Annotated in this window: 12 protein-coding genes; 5 read left to right on the top strand and 7 right to left on the bottom strand. The window is 71.3% G+C overall.

The window, feature by feature from the left end; all coding sequences use genetic code 11:
• Positions 1 to 48: 48 nt before the first annotated feature.
• The 4 genes from KIK05_RS17440 to KIK05_RS17425 form a co-directional block, all read right to left on the bottom strand.
• Positions 49 to 2,415 (bottom strand): GMC oxidoreductase, encoded by a 2,367-nt coding sequence (locus KIK05_RS17440; protein ID WP_214411772.1) that lies wholly within the window; start codon positions 2,413 to 2,415, stop codon positions 49 to 51.
• Positions 2,416 to 2,486: 71 nt separating this feature from the next.
• On the bottom strand, positions 2,487 to 3,587 hold the full coding sequence (locus tag KIK05_RS17435) for an alpha/beta fold hydrolase (protein ID WP_214411771.1): 1,101 nt from the start codon (positions 3,585 to 3,587) through the stop codon (positions 2,487 to 2,489).
• 110 nt (positions 3,588 to 3,697) lie between these two features.
• Positions 3,698 to 6,622: a helix-turn-helix transcriptional regulator gene (locus tag KIK05_RS17430; RefSeq protein WP_214411770.1), complete on the bottom strand. Its 2,925-nt coding sequence runs from the start codon at positions 6,620 to 6,622 to the stop codon at positions 3,698 to 3,700.
• A gap of 258 nt (positions 6,623 to 6,880) precedes the next feature.
• Positions 6,881 to 7,516 (bottom strand): TetR family transcriptional regulator, encoded by a 636-nt coding sequence (locus tag KIK05_RS17425; protein ID WP_214411769.1) that lies wholly within the window; start codon positions 7,514 to 7,516, stop codon positions 6,881 to 6,883.
• Positions 7,517 to 7,633: 117 nt separating this feature from the next.
• Here KIK05_RS17425 and KIK05_RS17420 point away from each other — a divergent pair, with 117 nt between their 5' ends.
• The gene (locus KIK05_RS17420) at positions 7,634 to 8,833 is read left to right on the top strand and encodes a cytochrome P450 (RefSeq protein WP_250562942.1); all 1,200 of its coding nucleotides are present in this window, start codon (positions 7,634 to 7,636) and stop codon (positions 8,831 to 8,833) included.
• A gap of 13 nt (positions 8,834 to 8,846) precedes the next feature.
• Positions 8,847 to 9,038 (top strand): ferredoxin, encoded by a 192-nt coding sequence (locus tag KIK05_RS17415; protein WP_214411768.1) that lies wholly within the window; start codon positions 8,847 to 8,849, stop codon positions 9,036 to 9,038.
• Positions 9,039 to 9,132: 94 nt separating this feature from the next.
• Here KIK05_RS17415 and KIK05_RS17410 read toward each other — a convergent pair whose 3' ends face one another.
• Positions 9,133 to 9,639 carry a hypothetical protein gene (locus KIK05_RS17410; RefSeq protein ID WP_214411767.1) on the bottom strand — a complete coding sequence of 169 codons (507 nt, stop codon included), beginning with the start codon at positions 9,637 to 9,639 and terminating at the stop codon, positions 9,133 to 9,135.
• A complete protein-coding gene (locus tag KIK05_RS17405) occupies positions 9,636 to 10,070 on the bottom strand; it encodes a hypothetical protein (RefSeq protein WP_214411766.1) in 435 nt (144 codons plus the stop codon). The genes KIK05_RS17410 and KIK05_RS17405 overlap by 4 nt, the downstream gene beginning before the upstream one ends.
• A gap of 270 nt (positions 10,071 to 10,340) precedes the next feature.
• On the opposite strand from KIK05_RS17405, the gene KIK05_RS17400 reads away from it, so the two are divergent.
• On the top strand, positions 10,341 to 12,377 hold the full coding sequence (locus KIK05_RS17400) for a DUF1996 domain-containing protein (protein WP_250562941.1): 2,037 nt from the start codon (positions 10,341 to 10,343) through the stop codon (positions 12,375 to 12,377).
• Positions 12,378 to 12,574: 197 nt separating this feature from the next.
• On the opposite strand, the gene KIK05_RS48140 is transcribed toward KIK05_RS17400, so the two are convergent.
• A complete protein-coding gene (locus KIK05_RS48140; protein WP_284681342.1) occupies positions 12,575 to 12,700 on the bottom strand; it encodes a hypothetical protein in 126 nt (41 codons plus the stop codon).
• Positions 12,701 to 13,053: 353 nt separating this feature from the next.
• Between KIK05_RS48140 and KIK05_RS17395 the strand changes: the two genes are divergently transcribed.
• Both KIK05_RS17395 and KIK05_RS17390 read left to right on the top strand, forming a co-directional pair.
• Positions 13,054 to 14,520, top strand: a complete 1,467-nt coding sequence (locus tag KIK05_RS17395; RefSeq protein WP_214411765.1) for a cytochrome ubiquinol oxidase subunit I — start codon at positions 13,054 to 13,056, stop codon at positions 14,518 to 14,520.
• A complete protein-coding gene (locus KIK05_RS17390; RefSeq protein WP_214411764.1) occupies positions 14,520 to 15,533 on the top strand; it encodes a cytochrome d ubiquinol oxidase subunit II in 1,014 nt (337 codons plus the stop codon). Before KIK05_RS17395 ends, KIK05_RS17390 begins: the two co-directional genes overlap by 1 nt.
• Positions 15,534 to 15,542: the final 9 nt, after the last annotated feature.

The following is a 15,542-nucleotide window of genomic DNA, read 5'->3' as shown; positions in this document are numbered from 1 at the left end:
GGGGATCCACCTCCCCCTCAACCGATCGGCCGCCTCGGGGTTTCCGCCTCACCCCGGTCCGTAGACGTCCCAGAGCTCGCCCACGAAGAACCGCCCGAACCGGGTCAGCGCGGACAGACCGTGCGGACCTTCGGTGTGGAAGCTCTTCAGGGTCGCGGCGAGGTCCATCGGCTGGATGTGCAGGGCCCCGGCCCCCGCCACCACCGCCGTCTCGTCCTCGCCATCCGGAACGTGACCCTCCAGCAGTCGTGTGAAGAGGGTCGAGGTGTCGAGCCACAGCCGTGTGGCGGGCCCGTGATGAACGTCCTTGACACCCGCCAGCGTGAACGGGCGGCCCTGGCCGTCGGTGAACCACAGCCGGTACCGCATCTCGCGCCGGTCGGGAGCCCCGCCGGGCGAGAAGAGGTTGAACCAGCCGCGCTCCACCAGGCGCCTGCCCCCGCAGGAGGGGGCCTCCACCCAGCCCTCGGCCCGCGCCCGGTGCTCGGGCTCCGACAGGAACCGGTCGACGTCGTCGACCACGATGGTGAGCCGGAACGACAGCCGGTCACCCTCCGACCGGCCGCTGATGTCGGCCGATCGCGGATCGGTCGCCCCGAGGGAGACGTATCCCCCCATCTCCTCGGTGAACGACAGAGACGTGCGCTCGGCGGGGCGCCCCGCCACGAGGCCGCGCGCCTCCTCGGACGGCGCGGCGCCCGCCCGTCCGGTCCCCACGGTCATGTGCGTCTTCCCTCTGTTGGTGTGCCCTGTTCCCCCCACCGGCCGCCGTTCGAGCAGCCGGGTGCACATGCGGTCGGCGAGCGCGGCGATCGTCAGCGACGGATTGGCGCCCACCGGGCCCGGCAGCGCGGCGCCGTCGGCGATGTACAGCCCCGGATGGTCGAACACCTCGCCGAAGGCGTCGCACACGCCCTCGCCGGGATGCCGTCCCATCGGCACACCGCCGAGCGGGTGGACGGTGATGATTCGCTTGCCCAGCCACGCCGGCATTCCGGAGTGCTCGGCCCCGAGCACGTCGGCGATGCGGCGCATCGTCGCGCGGAGCCGTTCGAAGTGCGCCTCACTGGCCTCGGAGTTCCACTGCACGTCGAGCCTGCCGTCGCGCAGCCGCAACTCGCCGTCCGGGACGTCCCTCCCCATGCCGAGCAGGGGAAGGGACGTACCCGAGAGCTCGCCGTCGCCGACCAGGTCGGCGATCTCCGCCGACAGGTTGGTGTCGTGCGTGACCAGGGCGCGGATGCGCTCGGCGATGAACCGGGCCGCCCGGCGGATCTCGTGCCCGACGTCGGCGCCCTCCACCAGCCAGTCGACGAACGCGGGATACCCGCCGTCCTCGATGTAGGCGCCCCGGCCGCTCTCGCGGGTGCCGTCGGTGGCGTCGGCCAGCCGGATCGCGCTGGTGATCACCGGCCCCCGGCTGGCGTCGATCGTGCGGGTCCTGCTGCGGTCCTTGGCCCGCAGCAGGAACGTCAGCAGGTCGCCGTTGCCGGAGAACCGGCTGCCGAGCGTGCCGCTGAGACCGGGGAACGCGTGCTTGCTGCGCAGCAGCAGGTAGGTGGTGCCGTAGGTGCCGGCGGCCAGCACCAGCCGGTCGCAGCCGATGGTCCGCGGCCCGCTCGCCGGGTGATGCCGCACGTAGTCGACCTCGTAGCCGCCCCCCTCGCGCGGCCGGATGGATCGTACCTCGTGAAGCGTGCGCAGATCGGCACCGTGGTGGCGGGCCGCGGACAGGTATGTGTGGTCCAGGCTGTTCTTCGACCCGTCGTTGCAGCCGATGTCGCACTCGCCGCACAGGCGGCAGGTGCGGCGCGGCACACCGTGCACGTTGCCGTACACCGGGTCGGCGATCGGCAGGCCGAGACCGGGCCTGGCGCCCCTGGCGGGGGCGAAGCTGATCGCCAGCGGCGGCAGGCGCCAGTCGAGGCCGAGCTCGGCGGCGGCGTCCTGCATCGCACGGGTCTTCGGGGTGTCCTCGTACGGCTGGTGGTCGAGCGGGTACGGCGTGGTGCCGATCATTTCCTCGACCGCGTCGTAGTGCGGGTCGAGGTCCTCGCGGGTCACCGGCCAGGTCTCGTAACCGCCGGTCGCCAGCGGCTCCTCGTGCACGAACCAGCGCTCGTCCTTGCGGAGCATGACGTTGGCGTAGATGAGGGACCCGCCGCCGAGCCCGCTGGCGACCACGGAGTCGCAGCCGCCGAAGCTCCACACGTCGTACATCCCGTAGTGCCCCTCCTGGGGGTCCCAGAAGGCCCGGCCCATCTCGGCGGGGCTGCGCGGGAACATGCCCGGTGCGTAGGCACGTCCCCGTTCGAGCACCACCACCGACAGCCCCGCCGAGGCCAGGCGGTACGCCGCGACGGACCCGCCGAAACCGGATCCCACGACCACGACGTCCACGTTCTCCGTGCTCATCGGCTCGCTCCGCTCGCGGCGGTCGATCGCCCTTGGATTCTCATGTTGCCGTTGCTCATGACGCTCGTTCTTCATCCCGCGTGACGCTTGAGGAAGTCCACGACGCGCGGGAAGACGTCGACATGGGCGTTCTTGCCGATGAGGGGGTCGATGTGGCCGTACCCCGGGAGGATCTGCAGCTCGTGCCGGCCCGGGGCCCGCTTGGACAGGATGCGGTGACAGACGATGTTGGAGTCGGTGAACACGTCGTTGTGGTCACCGGTCATGAACAGCACCGGCGTCTCGACGCGGCCGGCTCCGGCGAGGTAGTCGTCGGGCAGGGCGGAATGGGCGGAATTGCCGGGGTCGCACTTCACGGCGTGCCCCGCCCGCACCATCTTGTTGATGTGACGGTAGTAGTTGACGTCCGCCGCGCCGTTGAGGTCGGCCAGCCGCTCCTGCACGTGGGTCTGCGGCGCGAGGTTGCGGTGGCGGTACATGGCCGGCCGGCCGCTGCCCCACATGAAGCTCTGCATGTGGCAGGCCGGCTCCCGGCACTCGGGGTGGAAGAACGAGACCGCCCGCGAGAGCAGCCACCGCCGCGTCAGCGGCGGCGCGTCGACGAACCTCGGGTCGAGATAGGACAGCCCGAGGCCGTACTCCAGGAGGGCCGGGCCGACGCCGAGCTTGAGCCGCGCCCACCGGGGGACCCGCGGCGTCAGCCCGACGCTGTTGGCCACCATGCTCGTGACACCCTCGACGGCTCCGCCGAACAGGCTCATCTGGAACGACACCGACCCCAGGCAGTGCGCTATGACGTGGATCCGCCGTGCCCCAACGTGACGGCGGAGCTCGCGCATGGCTGCCGGGTGGTCGAAGGCGGCGATGTCGTCCAGGGTCTGCCGCCGGGTCTCCATGTTGTAGGGGAACCGGTTGCTCATCCGGAAGTCGAGGGCCCACACGTCCCCGAAACCGCTGTCCAGCAGGTAGCTCACCAGGTTGTGATGCTCGGGCATGATGAACATGTCGCTGGACGAGGTCAGCCCGTGGACCAGCAGCACGACGTCGTCGGAGTCCGCGGCGCGGAACCTCGTCAACGTCAGGCCGAGCTCGTCCTCGGTCGAGAAGGGATGCACCGACACCTCGGCGCCCGACACGCCCTCGAGCGTGTATCGCGGTATGCGGTGTTCCATCCCCACTGTCCTCCTGTTCGTGACGGGTCCAACAATGCCAATCGCGCGGTGCGGGCGGCATCGTGGAAACCCCGTACATCCGTGCGGGGCCCGCTACGTGTGACTCCGTTTCAGCGCTCGCGGTTCAGCTTGGTCGCCACGCCGACGCGCGAGGTGACGCCGAGCTTGGCGAAGACGTGCGACAGATGGGTCTCCACCGTCCGCACGCTGAGGAACAGCTGCTCGGCGATCACCTGGTTGGTCAGCCCCGCCGCGACGAGGGTGGCCACCTCCAGCTCGCGGGGCGACAGCCCGTACGACCCTTGGCCCTGCGCGCCCTGCCCGGACGCCCCGCCGGTCGACACCCGCACCCCGAGCCGGCGCTGCTCCCGTACGGCCTGCGCCTCCAGGGCCCGCGCCCCGCAGGAGCGGAAGACCTCGGTCGCGTCGCGCAGCCGCTCCCGGGCGGTACGGCGTTCGCCCGCCTCGCCGTAGGCCAGTCCCGCCGCCAGCAGCGCCCGTCCGGCGTCGATCCGCCGCTCGGCGGCGGTCAGCAGGACGGCCGCCTCGTCGGCGAGCGGCCCGGCGGCGGCGGGGTCGGTGGCCCGGAGGGCGTGGGAGCGGGCCAGCGGGATGAGGCCGGAGAACGCCGGTAGTTCGGGATGGGCCAGGGCCTGCGCCACCTCGGCCCAGCCCATCGCCTTCTCGCTCCGGCCGAGGGCGGCCTCGGCCTGCGCGAGCAGTTCGCAGCTGCCCAGCAGGCTGCCGCGGTCGAGCCGGGGGTCGTCGAAGCCGCGGCAGGCCGCCTGGACGGCCTCGATGCCCTCCTCCAGGCGCCCGGCGGCCAGCAGCGCGACCGCCCGCGCGTGCCGGGCCATGTCGCCCCACACCTCGCCGCCGCCCACTCCCGCCTGGATCGCCTCGTCGCCGGCCCGTGCGGCGGCGTCGTGGTCGCCCGACCAGGCCGTCGCCAGGCACAGCTGGGTGAGGGCGAAGACCAGCTGCTGCCCCGACTCCAGCAACCGGGCCCCCTCCACCGACTCGTCGACGGTGTCCAGCGCCTCCGTCAGCCGGCCGAGGATGGCCAGCGTGCGGGCCTTGCCCGCCAGCAGGTTGGTCAGGATGTAGGTCTGGCCGGTGGAGCGGGCGACGGCGGCGGCACGCTCGAAGTGCCGCAGCGCCACCGAGTAACGTCCCATGTTCGTCTCGGCCCAGCACAGCCAGGCGACCGCGTCCAGCCACTCGGCGAGGTGGTCGTCGAGGGCGGTGGCGATGAGCCGGTCGGCGGCGTCCGCGCTGCGCAGCGCCTCGGCCATCCGTCCCGCCGCGAACGCCGGCATCGGCCGCAACGCCGCCACCGCCATCGCCAGGCCCGGCTCCCAGTCGTCCTCGGAGTCGGGCATCAGGTCGAGCACGGCCTGCGCGGCGCGGAAGTCGACGCGCATCATGCTCTCGGCGACCAGGCGCATCCGCAGGGGGATCGCGGCGGCGGCGCGGGGGTGCGGCATCCGGCGCAGCTCGTCCAGCAGCAGGGCACGCGCCTCGTGGGGCCGGTCGAGCTGGCGTTCCATCAGGGCACAGATGCGCGCGGCCCTCGCCCGGCGCGTGTAGTCGTCCGGGGGGAGCAGGCGCAGCAGCTCGCGGGCGGTGTCGCGGCCCTCGGCCAGCCGGCCGCTCACCCCCTGCGTCCGGCTGAGCTCCAGGAGCAGTTCGAGCCGTTGGTCGAGCGTGCCGGGCTCGTCGGGCATGAGGTCCAGGGCCTTGCGCAGCCAGTGGGCGGCGGTCGCCGGCGCCTGGGGGGCGACCGCGCGGGCCGCGTCCACCAGGGTGGCGATCGCCCGCTGGTCGCCGAATGACCCGGCCCGTTCGAAGTGGTGGGCCTGGACGGTCGCGGGCGCGCCGACGCTCGCCAGGTAGGCGCCCAGCCGCGCGTGCGCGGCGAGCTGCCAGCCCGCCGCCGCCGACTCGTACGCCGCCCGTCTCACCAGCGGATGTCGGAACCGGAACCGGCCCGCCGCGGCGGGGCGGACGATGTCGCGGGCCACCAGCTCGCTGAGGGCCTCCAGCGCGCCGGCCTCCGAGACCTGCGCGGCCACGGCGGCGAGCGCGGGGTCGAACTCGTCGGCGGTCACCGCGGCCGCCTGCGCGACCAGCAGCGAGCCGGGGGACAGGTCGCCGAGCTCGACCTGGAGCGCGGCGCGCACGGTCGCGGGCAGCTCGTTCACGTCGAGGCGGCTCATGCGGGCCAGGGCCTCCAGGTAGAACGGGTTGCCGCCACTCGCCTCGTACAGTGCCCGTCCCCGGGAGCGGTTGACGTCCGGCCCGAGGAACTCCTCCACCTCCGCCCGGTCGAGCGGCCCGACCGTGACCTGCCGTCCGTGCCCGCCCGTGCTGAGCGCCAGGGCCGCCAGGCGCGCGGTGACCTGGGCGGGACGGTAGGCCACGGCGACCAGCACCTTCCCGCGCGGAGGGTGGCGGACGAGGTGGTCGAGGAACTCGGCGGAGCTGTCGTCGGCCCAGTGCACGTCGTCGAGGATCAGCGCGAGCCCGCCGGGGGTGGACAGCTCGTCGATGAGCTGCCGCAACGCCCGGTAGAGCCGGTAGCGGAGCATGCCGCTGAGGTCGGCGTCCTCGGCGTGGCCCCGTTCCCCGGGCTCGTCGGGCATCTTGCCCGCCAGCGCCGGGAACACGGTGGCCAGCAGGCGGGTCTGCCCGGCTCCCAGCCGGCCGGGTAGCTCGTCGCGCCGCGCCTCGAGGTGGTCGTCCAGGGCGTCGATCAACGCGCTGAACGGCAGGACCTGCTCGAACTCGGCCGCCCTGCCCCACAGTGTCGTCAGTCCGCGGCCGGACGCGATGGTGGCGAGCTCCGCCAGCAACCGTGTCTTGCCGGCGCCGGGTTCGCCGACCACCGCGAGGAACTGGAACCCTTCGGTGAACGTCGCGCCGACCGTCTGGGCGAAGGCCTCGAGGGCGTCGCGGCGGCCGACGAGCGGGGCTCCGCCGGAAAGGGCGGTCCCGGCGCCCTCGCCGAATGGCAGAGTCTCACGACTTCTCATGTCTGTACCCCACAGCGAGACGGAACACCAGGAACAGCCGCGCCGCAATCCAATTCCGAGACGGACTTGGCGCGGGACTCCGGGAGGAGCCGGGATGCTCACGGTCGAGGGCCGCCATGCCGGTGCCCTCGGGGCATGATTTTGTCGTAAAAAACCCTGGTGGCGAGCTCTCCGACCCGATCAAACCCTTTTGAGGTGAAACACGCACGCGATACCCGGATCGGTTACCCTTTTGTTCCCTATTCCGGCATTCCAGCGTCACATGTGGGGCCGGTCGCCCGTCTCCAGTGAGCGCAGGCCGTGCACCGCTATCTCGATGCCCCTGCGTGCCGCCGCCCACATCCGCTCCGGCGGGTCGCCGGCGTCCCTGCTCGCCATGAGCGCCATCTTCACCGCGCCTACGAACGCCCCGAGCGCGGCCGCGGCCTCGACGGGATCGAGCTCCCCGGCGTAGGCGTCCCGCAACGCCTCGGCCACGCGCCTCTGCACGTCGAACAGCTGGTGCAGCGCCCGCGCCTGGAGGGCGGGGACGGACATGATCAGGCGGAGGCGGGCCGGGGCGAGCTCCATGGCGAGCTGGACGTCCTCGGCGTCGAAGGCCAGCACCGAATCGGCCACCCGGCCCAGCAGGTCGACCACCGGCTCACCGGGCCGGCGGTCGGCGATCACGGCGAGCACCCGGCCGACCCGCGAGGGGGTGTCGAAGAAGACGACGTCCTCCTTGCTCACGAAGTAGCTGAAGAACGTGCGGGTGGAGACCTCGGCCGCCGCCGCGATCTCGGCCACGGTCGTCTCGTCGAAGCCTTTCTCCTCGAACAGGCGCAGCGCCTCCTCGATGAGCAGCCGGCGCGTGCGCAGCTTCTTGCGTTCCCTCAGACCTGTACCGCCCGCCATGCCGGAACTTTACTGCATCAGCTGATTTTTTTCATCCGTTGCAATTCAACAGGAGGTACTGTTTTCTGTAAGAACAAGGAACGACGCCCGGTTTCGACCTCTGTCAAGGAGCGCGTCATGCCCAACGCGATGCCCGAGCCCGTAACCCTCCCGCTCGCCCGCGAGCAGGCCCTCGATCCGCCGCAAGTCCTGGGCAAATGGCGAGAGGAAGGCCCGTTACGGCCGATGCTGTACGCCGACGGCCACGTCGGCTGGCTGGCCACGGGCTACTCCGCGGTCCGGGCGATCCTCGCCGACCCCCGCTTCAGCAGCCGGGTCGAGCTGCTGCACCCGCCGATCCCCCAGCGGCTGCGGCAGCAGCAGGCCTTGACCAGGCGGCCCGGGTTCTTCCTGCGGGAAGACCCTCCCGAGCACACCCGGTTCCGCAAGCTCCTGACCGGGCAGTTCACCGTCCGCCGGATGAAGCAGCTCGAGCCGCGCATCGAGAAGATCACCAATGACCGGCTCGACGCCATGGAGCGGGAGGGCTCACCGACCGACCTGGTGAAGGCCTTCTCGCTGCCGATCCCCTCCCTGGTGATCTGCGAGCTCCTCGGCGTGCCCTACTCCGACCACGACCGCTTCCAGCGCGACTCGTCCGCCCTGCTCAACCTCGAGTCCTCCTTCGAGGAGACGCAGGCCGCGATCGACCGGCTGCTGGCCTACCTGTACGACCTGGTCGTCCGCAAGCGCTCCGAGCCGGACGACGCCCTGATCAGCGGTCTGATCGAGACGGGGAAGCTCACCGACGAGGAGCTCGTCGGCGTCTCCACGCTCCTGTTGATCGCCGGGCACGAGACCACCGCCAACATGCTGGCCCTCGGCACCTACACCCTGCTGAACAACCCCGAGCAGCTCGCCGCCCTCCGCGAGGACCCCTCGCTGGCGGACACCGCCGTCGAGGAACTCCTCAGGTACCTCACGATCATCCACATCGGCACCATCCGGACGGCCCTGGAAGATGTGGAGATCGAGGGCTATATGATCAAGGCGGGCGAGTCGGTGACGATGTCGGTCAGCGCCGCCAACCGCGACCCGTCGAAGTTCGAGGATCCTGACACGCTGGACATCACGCGGCAGGCGACCGGGCACCTGTCCTTCGGCCACGGCATCCACCAGTGCCTGGGGCAGCAGCTCGCCCGGATCGAGATGCGCATCGCGTACCCTGCCCTGCTGCGGCGATTCCCGCACCTGCGTCTCGCCATACCTCCGGAGGAGGTCGCGATGCGCTCCGACATGGCAATCTACGGCGTACACCGGCTCCCGGTGGCCTGGTAGGAGGTTTCCACTCATGCGGATCAAAGCGGACACCGAGGTGTGCATCGGGGCCGGGATGTGCGTCCTGACCGCCGCCAAGGTGTTCGACCAGAGCGAGGACGACGGCACCGTGGTGGTGCTCGAGCCGGAGCCGCCCGTCGACCAGGAGGCGGCCGTCCGCCGCGCGGTGCAGGTGTGCCCGTCGGGCGCCCTGTCCATCTCCTGACGGTTCGCCGTCCGCGCAGGGCTGGGCTGGCGAGGAGTCCCCTCGCCGGTCCGGCCCCGCGTGCCTTCCGGCGTCCGGCACGGCGCGTTCCCGGTCAGGGCATGGCGTGCTCGCCGGACGGCATCGAGTGCCCGGCCGGCATCTGCCCGTGGTCCATCGGGTGCCCCTCGGGCATGGGGTGCCCCGGGGACGTCGGCTGCCCCTCGGGCATCGGCATGGTGTGCCCCATCGTGATCGTGCCGCCGAGCTTCGCGCGGAACGGTTCGAGCATCTCGCGGGTGTTCCCCAGGACGATCCACCGGGCGCCCACCAGGTAGGCGCCCCCGTAGCTGAGCGCGTCGTCCAGCCACTCCTTCTGGCCCTGGTCGGTGGCGAAGGTGGTGACGGAGTACTGGCCGGCCGCCGTCCTGCACATGCCCTGCCGCAGTTCGGTGGCCTGCACCTGGATCTGGGGCTCGGCGCAGCCCGTCTTGGCCGAGATCTGCTCCACCGTCCCCGGCGTCGCGGCGGGCGGCGCGGCGGTGGCGCCCCGGGCGACGCCGCACCCGGCGAGGAGTCCGGCCGCGACGGCGAGGGCGGCGATGTGCCTGCGGTTCGTCACGGCGCCGTCGTCTCCAGGCTCCCGCCGACCTCCTGGCTGAACGACTGCAGCAGCGCCGGGTCGTTGCCGGAGATGACCCACTTGTTGCCGACGAGGTAGTTGCCTCCCCATTCCTTGGCCTCGGTCAGCCAGTCCCGCTTCCCCTGGTCGGTGGAGAAGGTGACCAGGGCGTACTGGCCCTTGTCGGTCTTGCACACGCCCTGGCGTAGCTCGTCGCTGTCGGTCTGGATCTGGGGCTTCGCGCAGCCGGTCCTGCCGGCGAGTTCCTTGAGCGTGAGCGGCTGCCCCGCGTCGGCGGGGGCGGCGGCGCCGGCCGCGGCCAGGGCCGGCGCCTCGGGGCTCGCGCCGCCACCGCATCCCGTGAGGAGCGTGAGCGCGAACACCGAGCCGACGAGGCCGGTCGCGCGTGTGGTGAGGCTGAGGCGTCTCATGGCAGATCTCCCATCCGGCGTGCCTGTAGGTGTCACCGCCAGGCGAGTACGGCGCGTGCGCCGGTTCGGTTCATCCGGTGTTCCGGAGTGCGCGCGACCGCGGCCGTCCGGAGGGAGGCGGAAGCCTCTGACCTGGTGAAGACCGGGGGCGTCGACTCCCCGTGAAGAATTCTTGGATTTGTCTGAACTGTCCCGGCGCAGCCCGCGTACCTCGCTCCGATGGGGCACCAACCTATGCCGCCATGAGCACTGACTCCGGGAGGAGTTCGAATGATCCAAATCCAGCACAGACGGCGGTTCAGGCCCGTCCTGAGCGTCCTTGCCCTGGGTGGGGCGGGGGTCGGTCTCGTCGTGGCGAGCTTGACCCCGGCTGGGCAGGGGATGAGCCCGGAGGTGTCGCTGTCGGCCTACTCCGTCAGCGCCTCCACCTTGACGACCGCGGCCGCGGCCCCGACGGTGAACTGCCCGTCCGTCGCCGACAAGCTGCAGGGCGTCCCCGCCGCGGCTCAGGCCGAGGTGCAGCGGAACCTGAACCTGCTGGACACCCAGATCGCGGAGGCGAACCGGCGGCTGGTGACCTCGCAGGGGCAGGGTGGTCCGAACTTCATCCAGAACGCCATCCTCGGTCCGTTGAAGGACAAGCGCGCCTCGACACTGGACCGCATCACCATCGCGATCGGACGGGCCGGTGGTCAGCGTCCGAACCTGCAGAACCTCGCGGCCTGTGGCCTGAACAACGCCAGCGGTAACAACGGTGGCGCCCAGCAGGGCGACAACCAGAACGGTGGTAACAACGGCCAGAACGGCGGTAACAACGGCGGCCAGAACGGTAACAACGGCGGCCAGAACAACAACGGCCAGAACAACAACGGCCAGAACAACAACGGCCAGAACAACAACGGCCAGGGCAACAACGGGCAGAACAACAACGGCGGCCAGGGGAACAACGGCGGCCAGAACGGCAACGGGCAGACCGTGAACTGCCCGTCGGTGGCCGACAAGCTGGGCGACGTCCCCGCGGCCGCTCAGGCCGAGGTGCAGCGGAACCTGAACCTGCTGGACACCCAGATCGCGGAGGCGAACCGGCGCCTGGCCGCCACGCGCGGGCAGGGGGGCCGCAACTTCATCCAGAACGCGATCCTCGGCCCGCTGAGGGCCAAGCGCTTCGCCACCCTGCAGCGAATCTCGATCGCCATCGCCCGCGCCGGCGGCCGTCGTCCGAACCTGCTGAACCTCGCCACCTGCTCGCTCAACAACGGCGGCCAGAACGGCGGAAACGGCGGAAACAACAACGGTGGCGGAAACAACGGCAACAACGGCGGGCAGAACGGCGGTGGCAACAACGGCGGCGCCTCGCCCACGCCGACCGCGACCAACGGAAACGGCAACGGCAACGGCAACGGCAACGGCAACGGTGGGGGCAAGCCCTCCGGCCCGTCGCCGGAGGACTTCGTCGACATCCGCAGCGTCCAGCCCAACGTGAACCAGCCGCGCTTCCAGGGCAACGGCTCACGCGGCTCGTTCGTCACCCGGTGCGGCCGCAACGAGAACGGCCACTTCAACTCCGACAACGTCATCGTGGCCCCCGGTGTGACCAACGGCGCTCACCACGTCCACGACTACGTGGGCAATCTGGACACCAGCGGCTTCTCCACGAATGAGAGCCTCCAGGCGGCCGGGACGACCTGCTCCAACGGCGACAAGTCCGCCCACTACTGGCCGGTGCTGCGCCTGCAGAACGGCAAGGGCAACGACGCCGACAAGGCCGGCGGCGGCCTCGACGGCAACGTCGGCACCATCGTCCGTCCCGCCAGCGTCACCCTGAGCTTCAGCGGCAACGCCACCAGCAAGGTCGTCCCGATGCCGGTCTTCCTGCGCATCATCACCGGTGACGCCAAGTCGTTCACCAACGGCACGACCAACGCCAACGCCCGCTGGACGTGCACCGGCTTCGAGAATCGTGAGCTGCGGGACAAGTACCCGATCTGCCCTCGCGGCAGCCAGGTCGTGCGCAAGTTCAAGTTCCAGAGCTGCTGGGACGGCAAGAACATCGACAGCGCCAACCACCGCACCCACGTGGCGTTCATCAACGCCGACGGCTCGTGCCCGAACGGGTTCCAGGCCATCCCCGCCCTGGAGCAGCGCATCACCTACAACGTGCCGCCGGGCCCCGGCTTCGCCGTCGACAGTTTCCCGGAGCAGTTGCACAAGCCGGTGACCGACCATGGTGACTTCATCAACGTCATGCCCGAAGCACTGATGAAGCAGGCCGTGAACTGCATCAACAGCGGCAGGCGCTGCGGCTGACCCAGGAGGACCGAATAGCCGGATCAATCGGATAAAGCGCGCAAAAAACCGTCGCCCCGCGAGACCCTCGCGGGGCGACGCGTTCGCGTCCGGGTATCCGGGCCGCCGAGCAGGCGGATCGGTCCCGAGGCGGTCGGCGGGGGTCTCACCCCCGCCGACCGGCTGAGCCGTGCGGCCGGGAGGCCGCGTGGCGACGATCAGTAATCGTCGTCGTCGTCCCAGTCGTCGTCGTCGCCACCCCGACTGAGGCGCGAGGCCGGGGCCGCCGCCGTGAGCAGCGCCGCCGTCAGCAGGAGGCCGGTGGCGATGAGTCGTCCGAGCATGAGAATCACTCCGTAACCCTCTTCTGCGGCCCTGAGGATCTGCCTGGGCCGGAACGGAGCGTCGAGATGGCTTCCCGGGATACGCCAAGACGGCGCGGTACGAATCTCACAGTAGCCAGCGCCTCCCCGGACGTGTCACCAGGGCGGAGGCAAATCCGCAGCATGGGTTCGGGCAAACCCGGCGCGTCCCTGCCATGTCCCCCCCCGCCGCCGCGCGACGCGGCGACGGCTCGCCGCGCCCGGCACCGACACGGTCGCCGGACCATTCGGACGCAGCGGTCACCCGGGGCTGATCAGGCGTACGCAGTGTTACCGTCGGCATCCGATGTGATCGGGCGCGTTGGGGGGCGCGGATGGCGACGTTGCAGGTGGCGGCGCTGGCCGCAGGCCCGGCGGCCCCGGCCGGACTGGTCCCGTCACCGATCGCGGGCCCGCCACGGCTGGTGGAGCTCCTCGGCCTCCTGGGCCCCGCGACCCCGGGCGACCTGCTCGCCGCGCGCACGCAGATGGCCGTGTCGCTCGGATGGCACATCGTGCTGGCCTGCCTGGGCATCGGCATGCCGGCGCTGATGGTGGTCACCGAATGGCGCGCCCTGCGCACCGGCGACGCCGCCTACATGCGCCTCGCCCGTCACTGGGCCAAGGCGGTCGGTGTGCTGTTCGCGGCGGGCGCGGTGTCCGGCACGATCCTCAGCTTCGAGCTGGGGTTGCTCTGGCCCGGCATGATGGGCCTGTACGGGCAGGTCGTCGGGCTGCCGTTCGCGGCCGAGGGCATCGCCTTCTTCATCGAGGCCATCTTCCTCGGGGTGTACCTGTACAGCTGGGACCGGATCCCGCCGCGGCTGCACCTGCTCAGCGGGCTCACGGTGCTGGTCGCGGGCGTCCTGTCGGCGTTCCTGGTCATCTGCGCCAACGCCTGGATGAACCAGCCGCGGGGGTTCGTCCGCGCCGGGCCGGCGGTGGGGAACGTGCGCCCGTGGCGGGCGATGTTCAACCCGGCCGTACCGCACGAGACCCTGCACATGATCGTGGCCGCGTTCATGGTGACCGGTTTCCTCGTGGCCGGGGTGTACGCGGCGGGCATGCTGCGCGGGCGCCGCGACCGCTACCACCTGCTCGGCTTCCTCGTGCCGTTCACCATGGCGGCGGCGTTCACGCCCGTCCAGATCATCGTGGGCGACTTCGCCGGCAAGCGGGTCGCCGAACTCCAGCCCGCCAAGCTCGCCGCCGCCGAAGGCCTCTTCCGCACCACGGCCCGGGCTCCACTGAGCGTCGGCGGCATCGTCGTCGGCGACGAACTGCGCTACGCGTTCGAGATCCCCTCCGGCCTGTCGTTCCTCGCCAAGGGCGGTTTCGACGCCGTCGTGCAGGGCCTCGACAAGGTGCCCCGGGGGGATCGGCCCCCGGTGCCGATCGTCCACGTGGCCTTCGACCTCATGGTGGCGATGGCCTTCCTGCTGCTCCTGCTGTCGGCCTGGCTCGCCCTGGTGTGGTGGCGCCGGCGCCGGCTGCCCGGCACGCGGTGGTTCCTGTGGCCGGCCGCCTTGTCCGGGGTGGCCGCCGTCATCGCGGTGGAGGCCGGCTGGACCGTCACCGAGGTCGGCAGGCAGCCCTGGACGGTGTACGGCCACCTCCGCACGCGTGACGCGGTGAACCCCGCCCCCGGCCTGTGGACCGGGTTCGTCGTCGTCACCCTCGTCTACCTGGTGCTCACCGTCGTCACGCTGTACGTCCTGCGGCTGGTGCGGTCGGGGGAGGAGCCGGTCGCGCCCCAGGAGTCCGAGCTCGCCCGTGAGCCGGGCGGGCCGGGAGCCGCCTGATGGACCTCGCGCAGGTCGTGCTGGCCGTGATGTGGGCGGGGCTCACGCTCTACGCGCTGCTGGCCGGGGCCGACTTCGGTGGCGGCATCTGGGACCTGCTCGCCGGGCGCAGCGGGCCCGGCATGACCCGGCGCCACCTCATCGAACGGTCGATCGGGCCGGTGTGGGAGGCCAACCACGTCTGGCTGATCTTCGTGCTCGTGCTGCTGTGGACGGCGTTCTCGGGGGTGTTCGCCTCGGTCATGTCGACGCTGTACATCCCGCTGACGCTGGCCGCGCTCGGCATCATCGCGCGCGGCACCGCCTTCGCCTTCCGCAAGGCCGCCAAGGAGCTGTGGCAGCGACGCCTGTTCGGCGCCGCGTTCGCCGTCTCGTCGGTGCTGACCCCCTTCTTCATGGGCACGGTCGCCGGGGCCATCGCCTCCGGGCGGGTGCCGTTCGGGCTCGCCAGGGGGAACATCGTGACGAGCTGGCTCAACCCCACGTCCCTGCTGGGCGGGGTGCTCGCGGTGCTGGTGTGCGCCTACCTGGCGGGGGCCTACCTGTGCGACGACGCCGGGGCGGCCCGGTGTACCGAGCTGGCGGAGTGGTTCCGGCCACGGGCGCTGGTCGCGGCCGTGGTCATCGGCGTGGTGGCGCTCGGTGGCATCGCCGTGCTGCGCTTCGACGCCCCGATGCTGTTCACCGGTCTCACCGGCCGCGCGCTGCCCCTGGTGGTGGCGAGCGCGATCTTCGGTATCCTCTCGCTTGTCATGCTGTGGCGGCGCGTCCATTCGATCGCCCGCGCGTCGGCGATGCTCGGCGTCATCGCGGTCCTGTGGGGGTGGGCGCTCGCGCAGTACCCCGTCATGCTCCCGCCGTCGCTGACCTACCGGCAGGCCGCCGCCGAGTCCTCGGTGCTCGTCGCCACGCTGGTGGTCACGGCCGTCGGGGTCGCGCTCATCGGGCCGTCCATGGCCTGGCTGATCGCCGTCCAGCGCCGGGAGCTGCGCGACTCGGGTGAACGGCCTTGACCTCAACTT

This window comes from Sphaerisporangium fuscum, assembly GCF_018531465.1.
GTDB classification, from domain to species: domain Bacteria; phylum Actinomycetota; class Actinomycetes; order Streptosporangiales; family Streptosporangiaceae; genus Sphaerisporangium; species Sphaerisporangium fuscum.
This window is presented reverse-complemented; position numbering and strand designations above follow the sequence as displayed.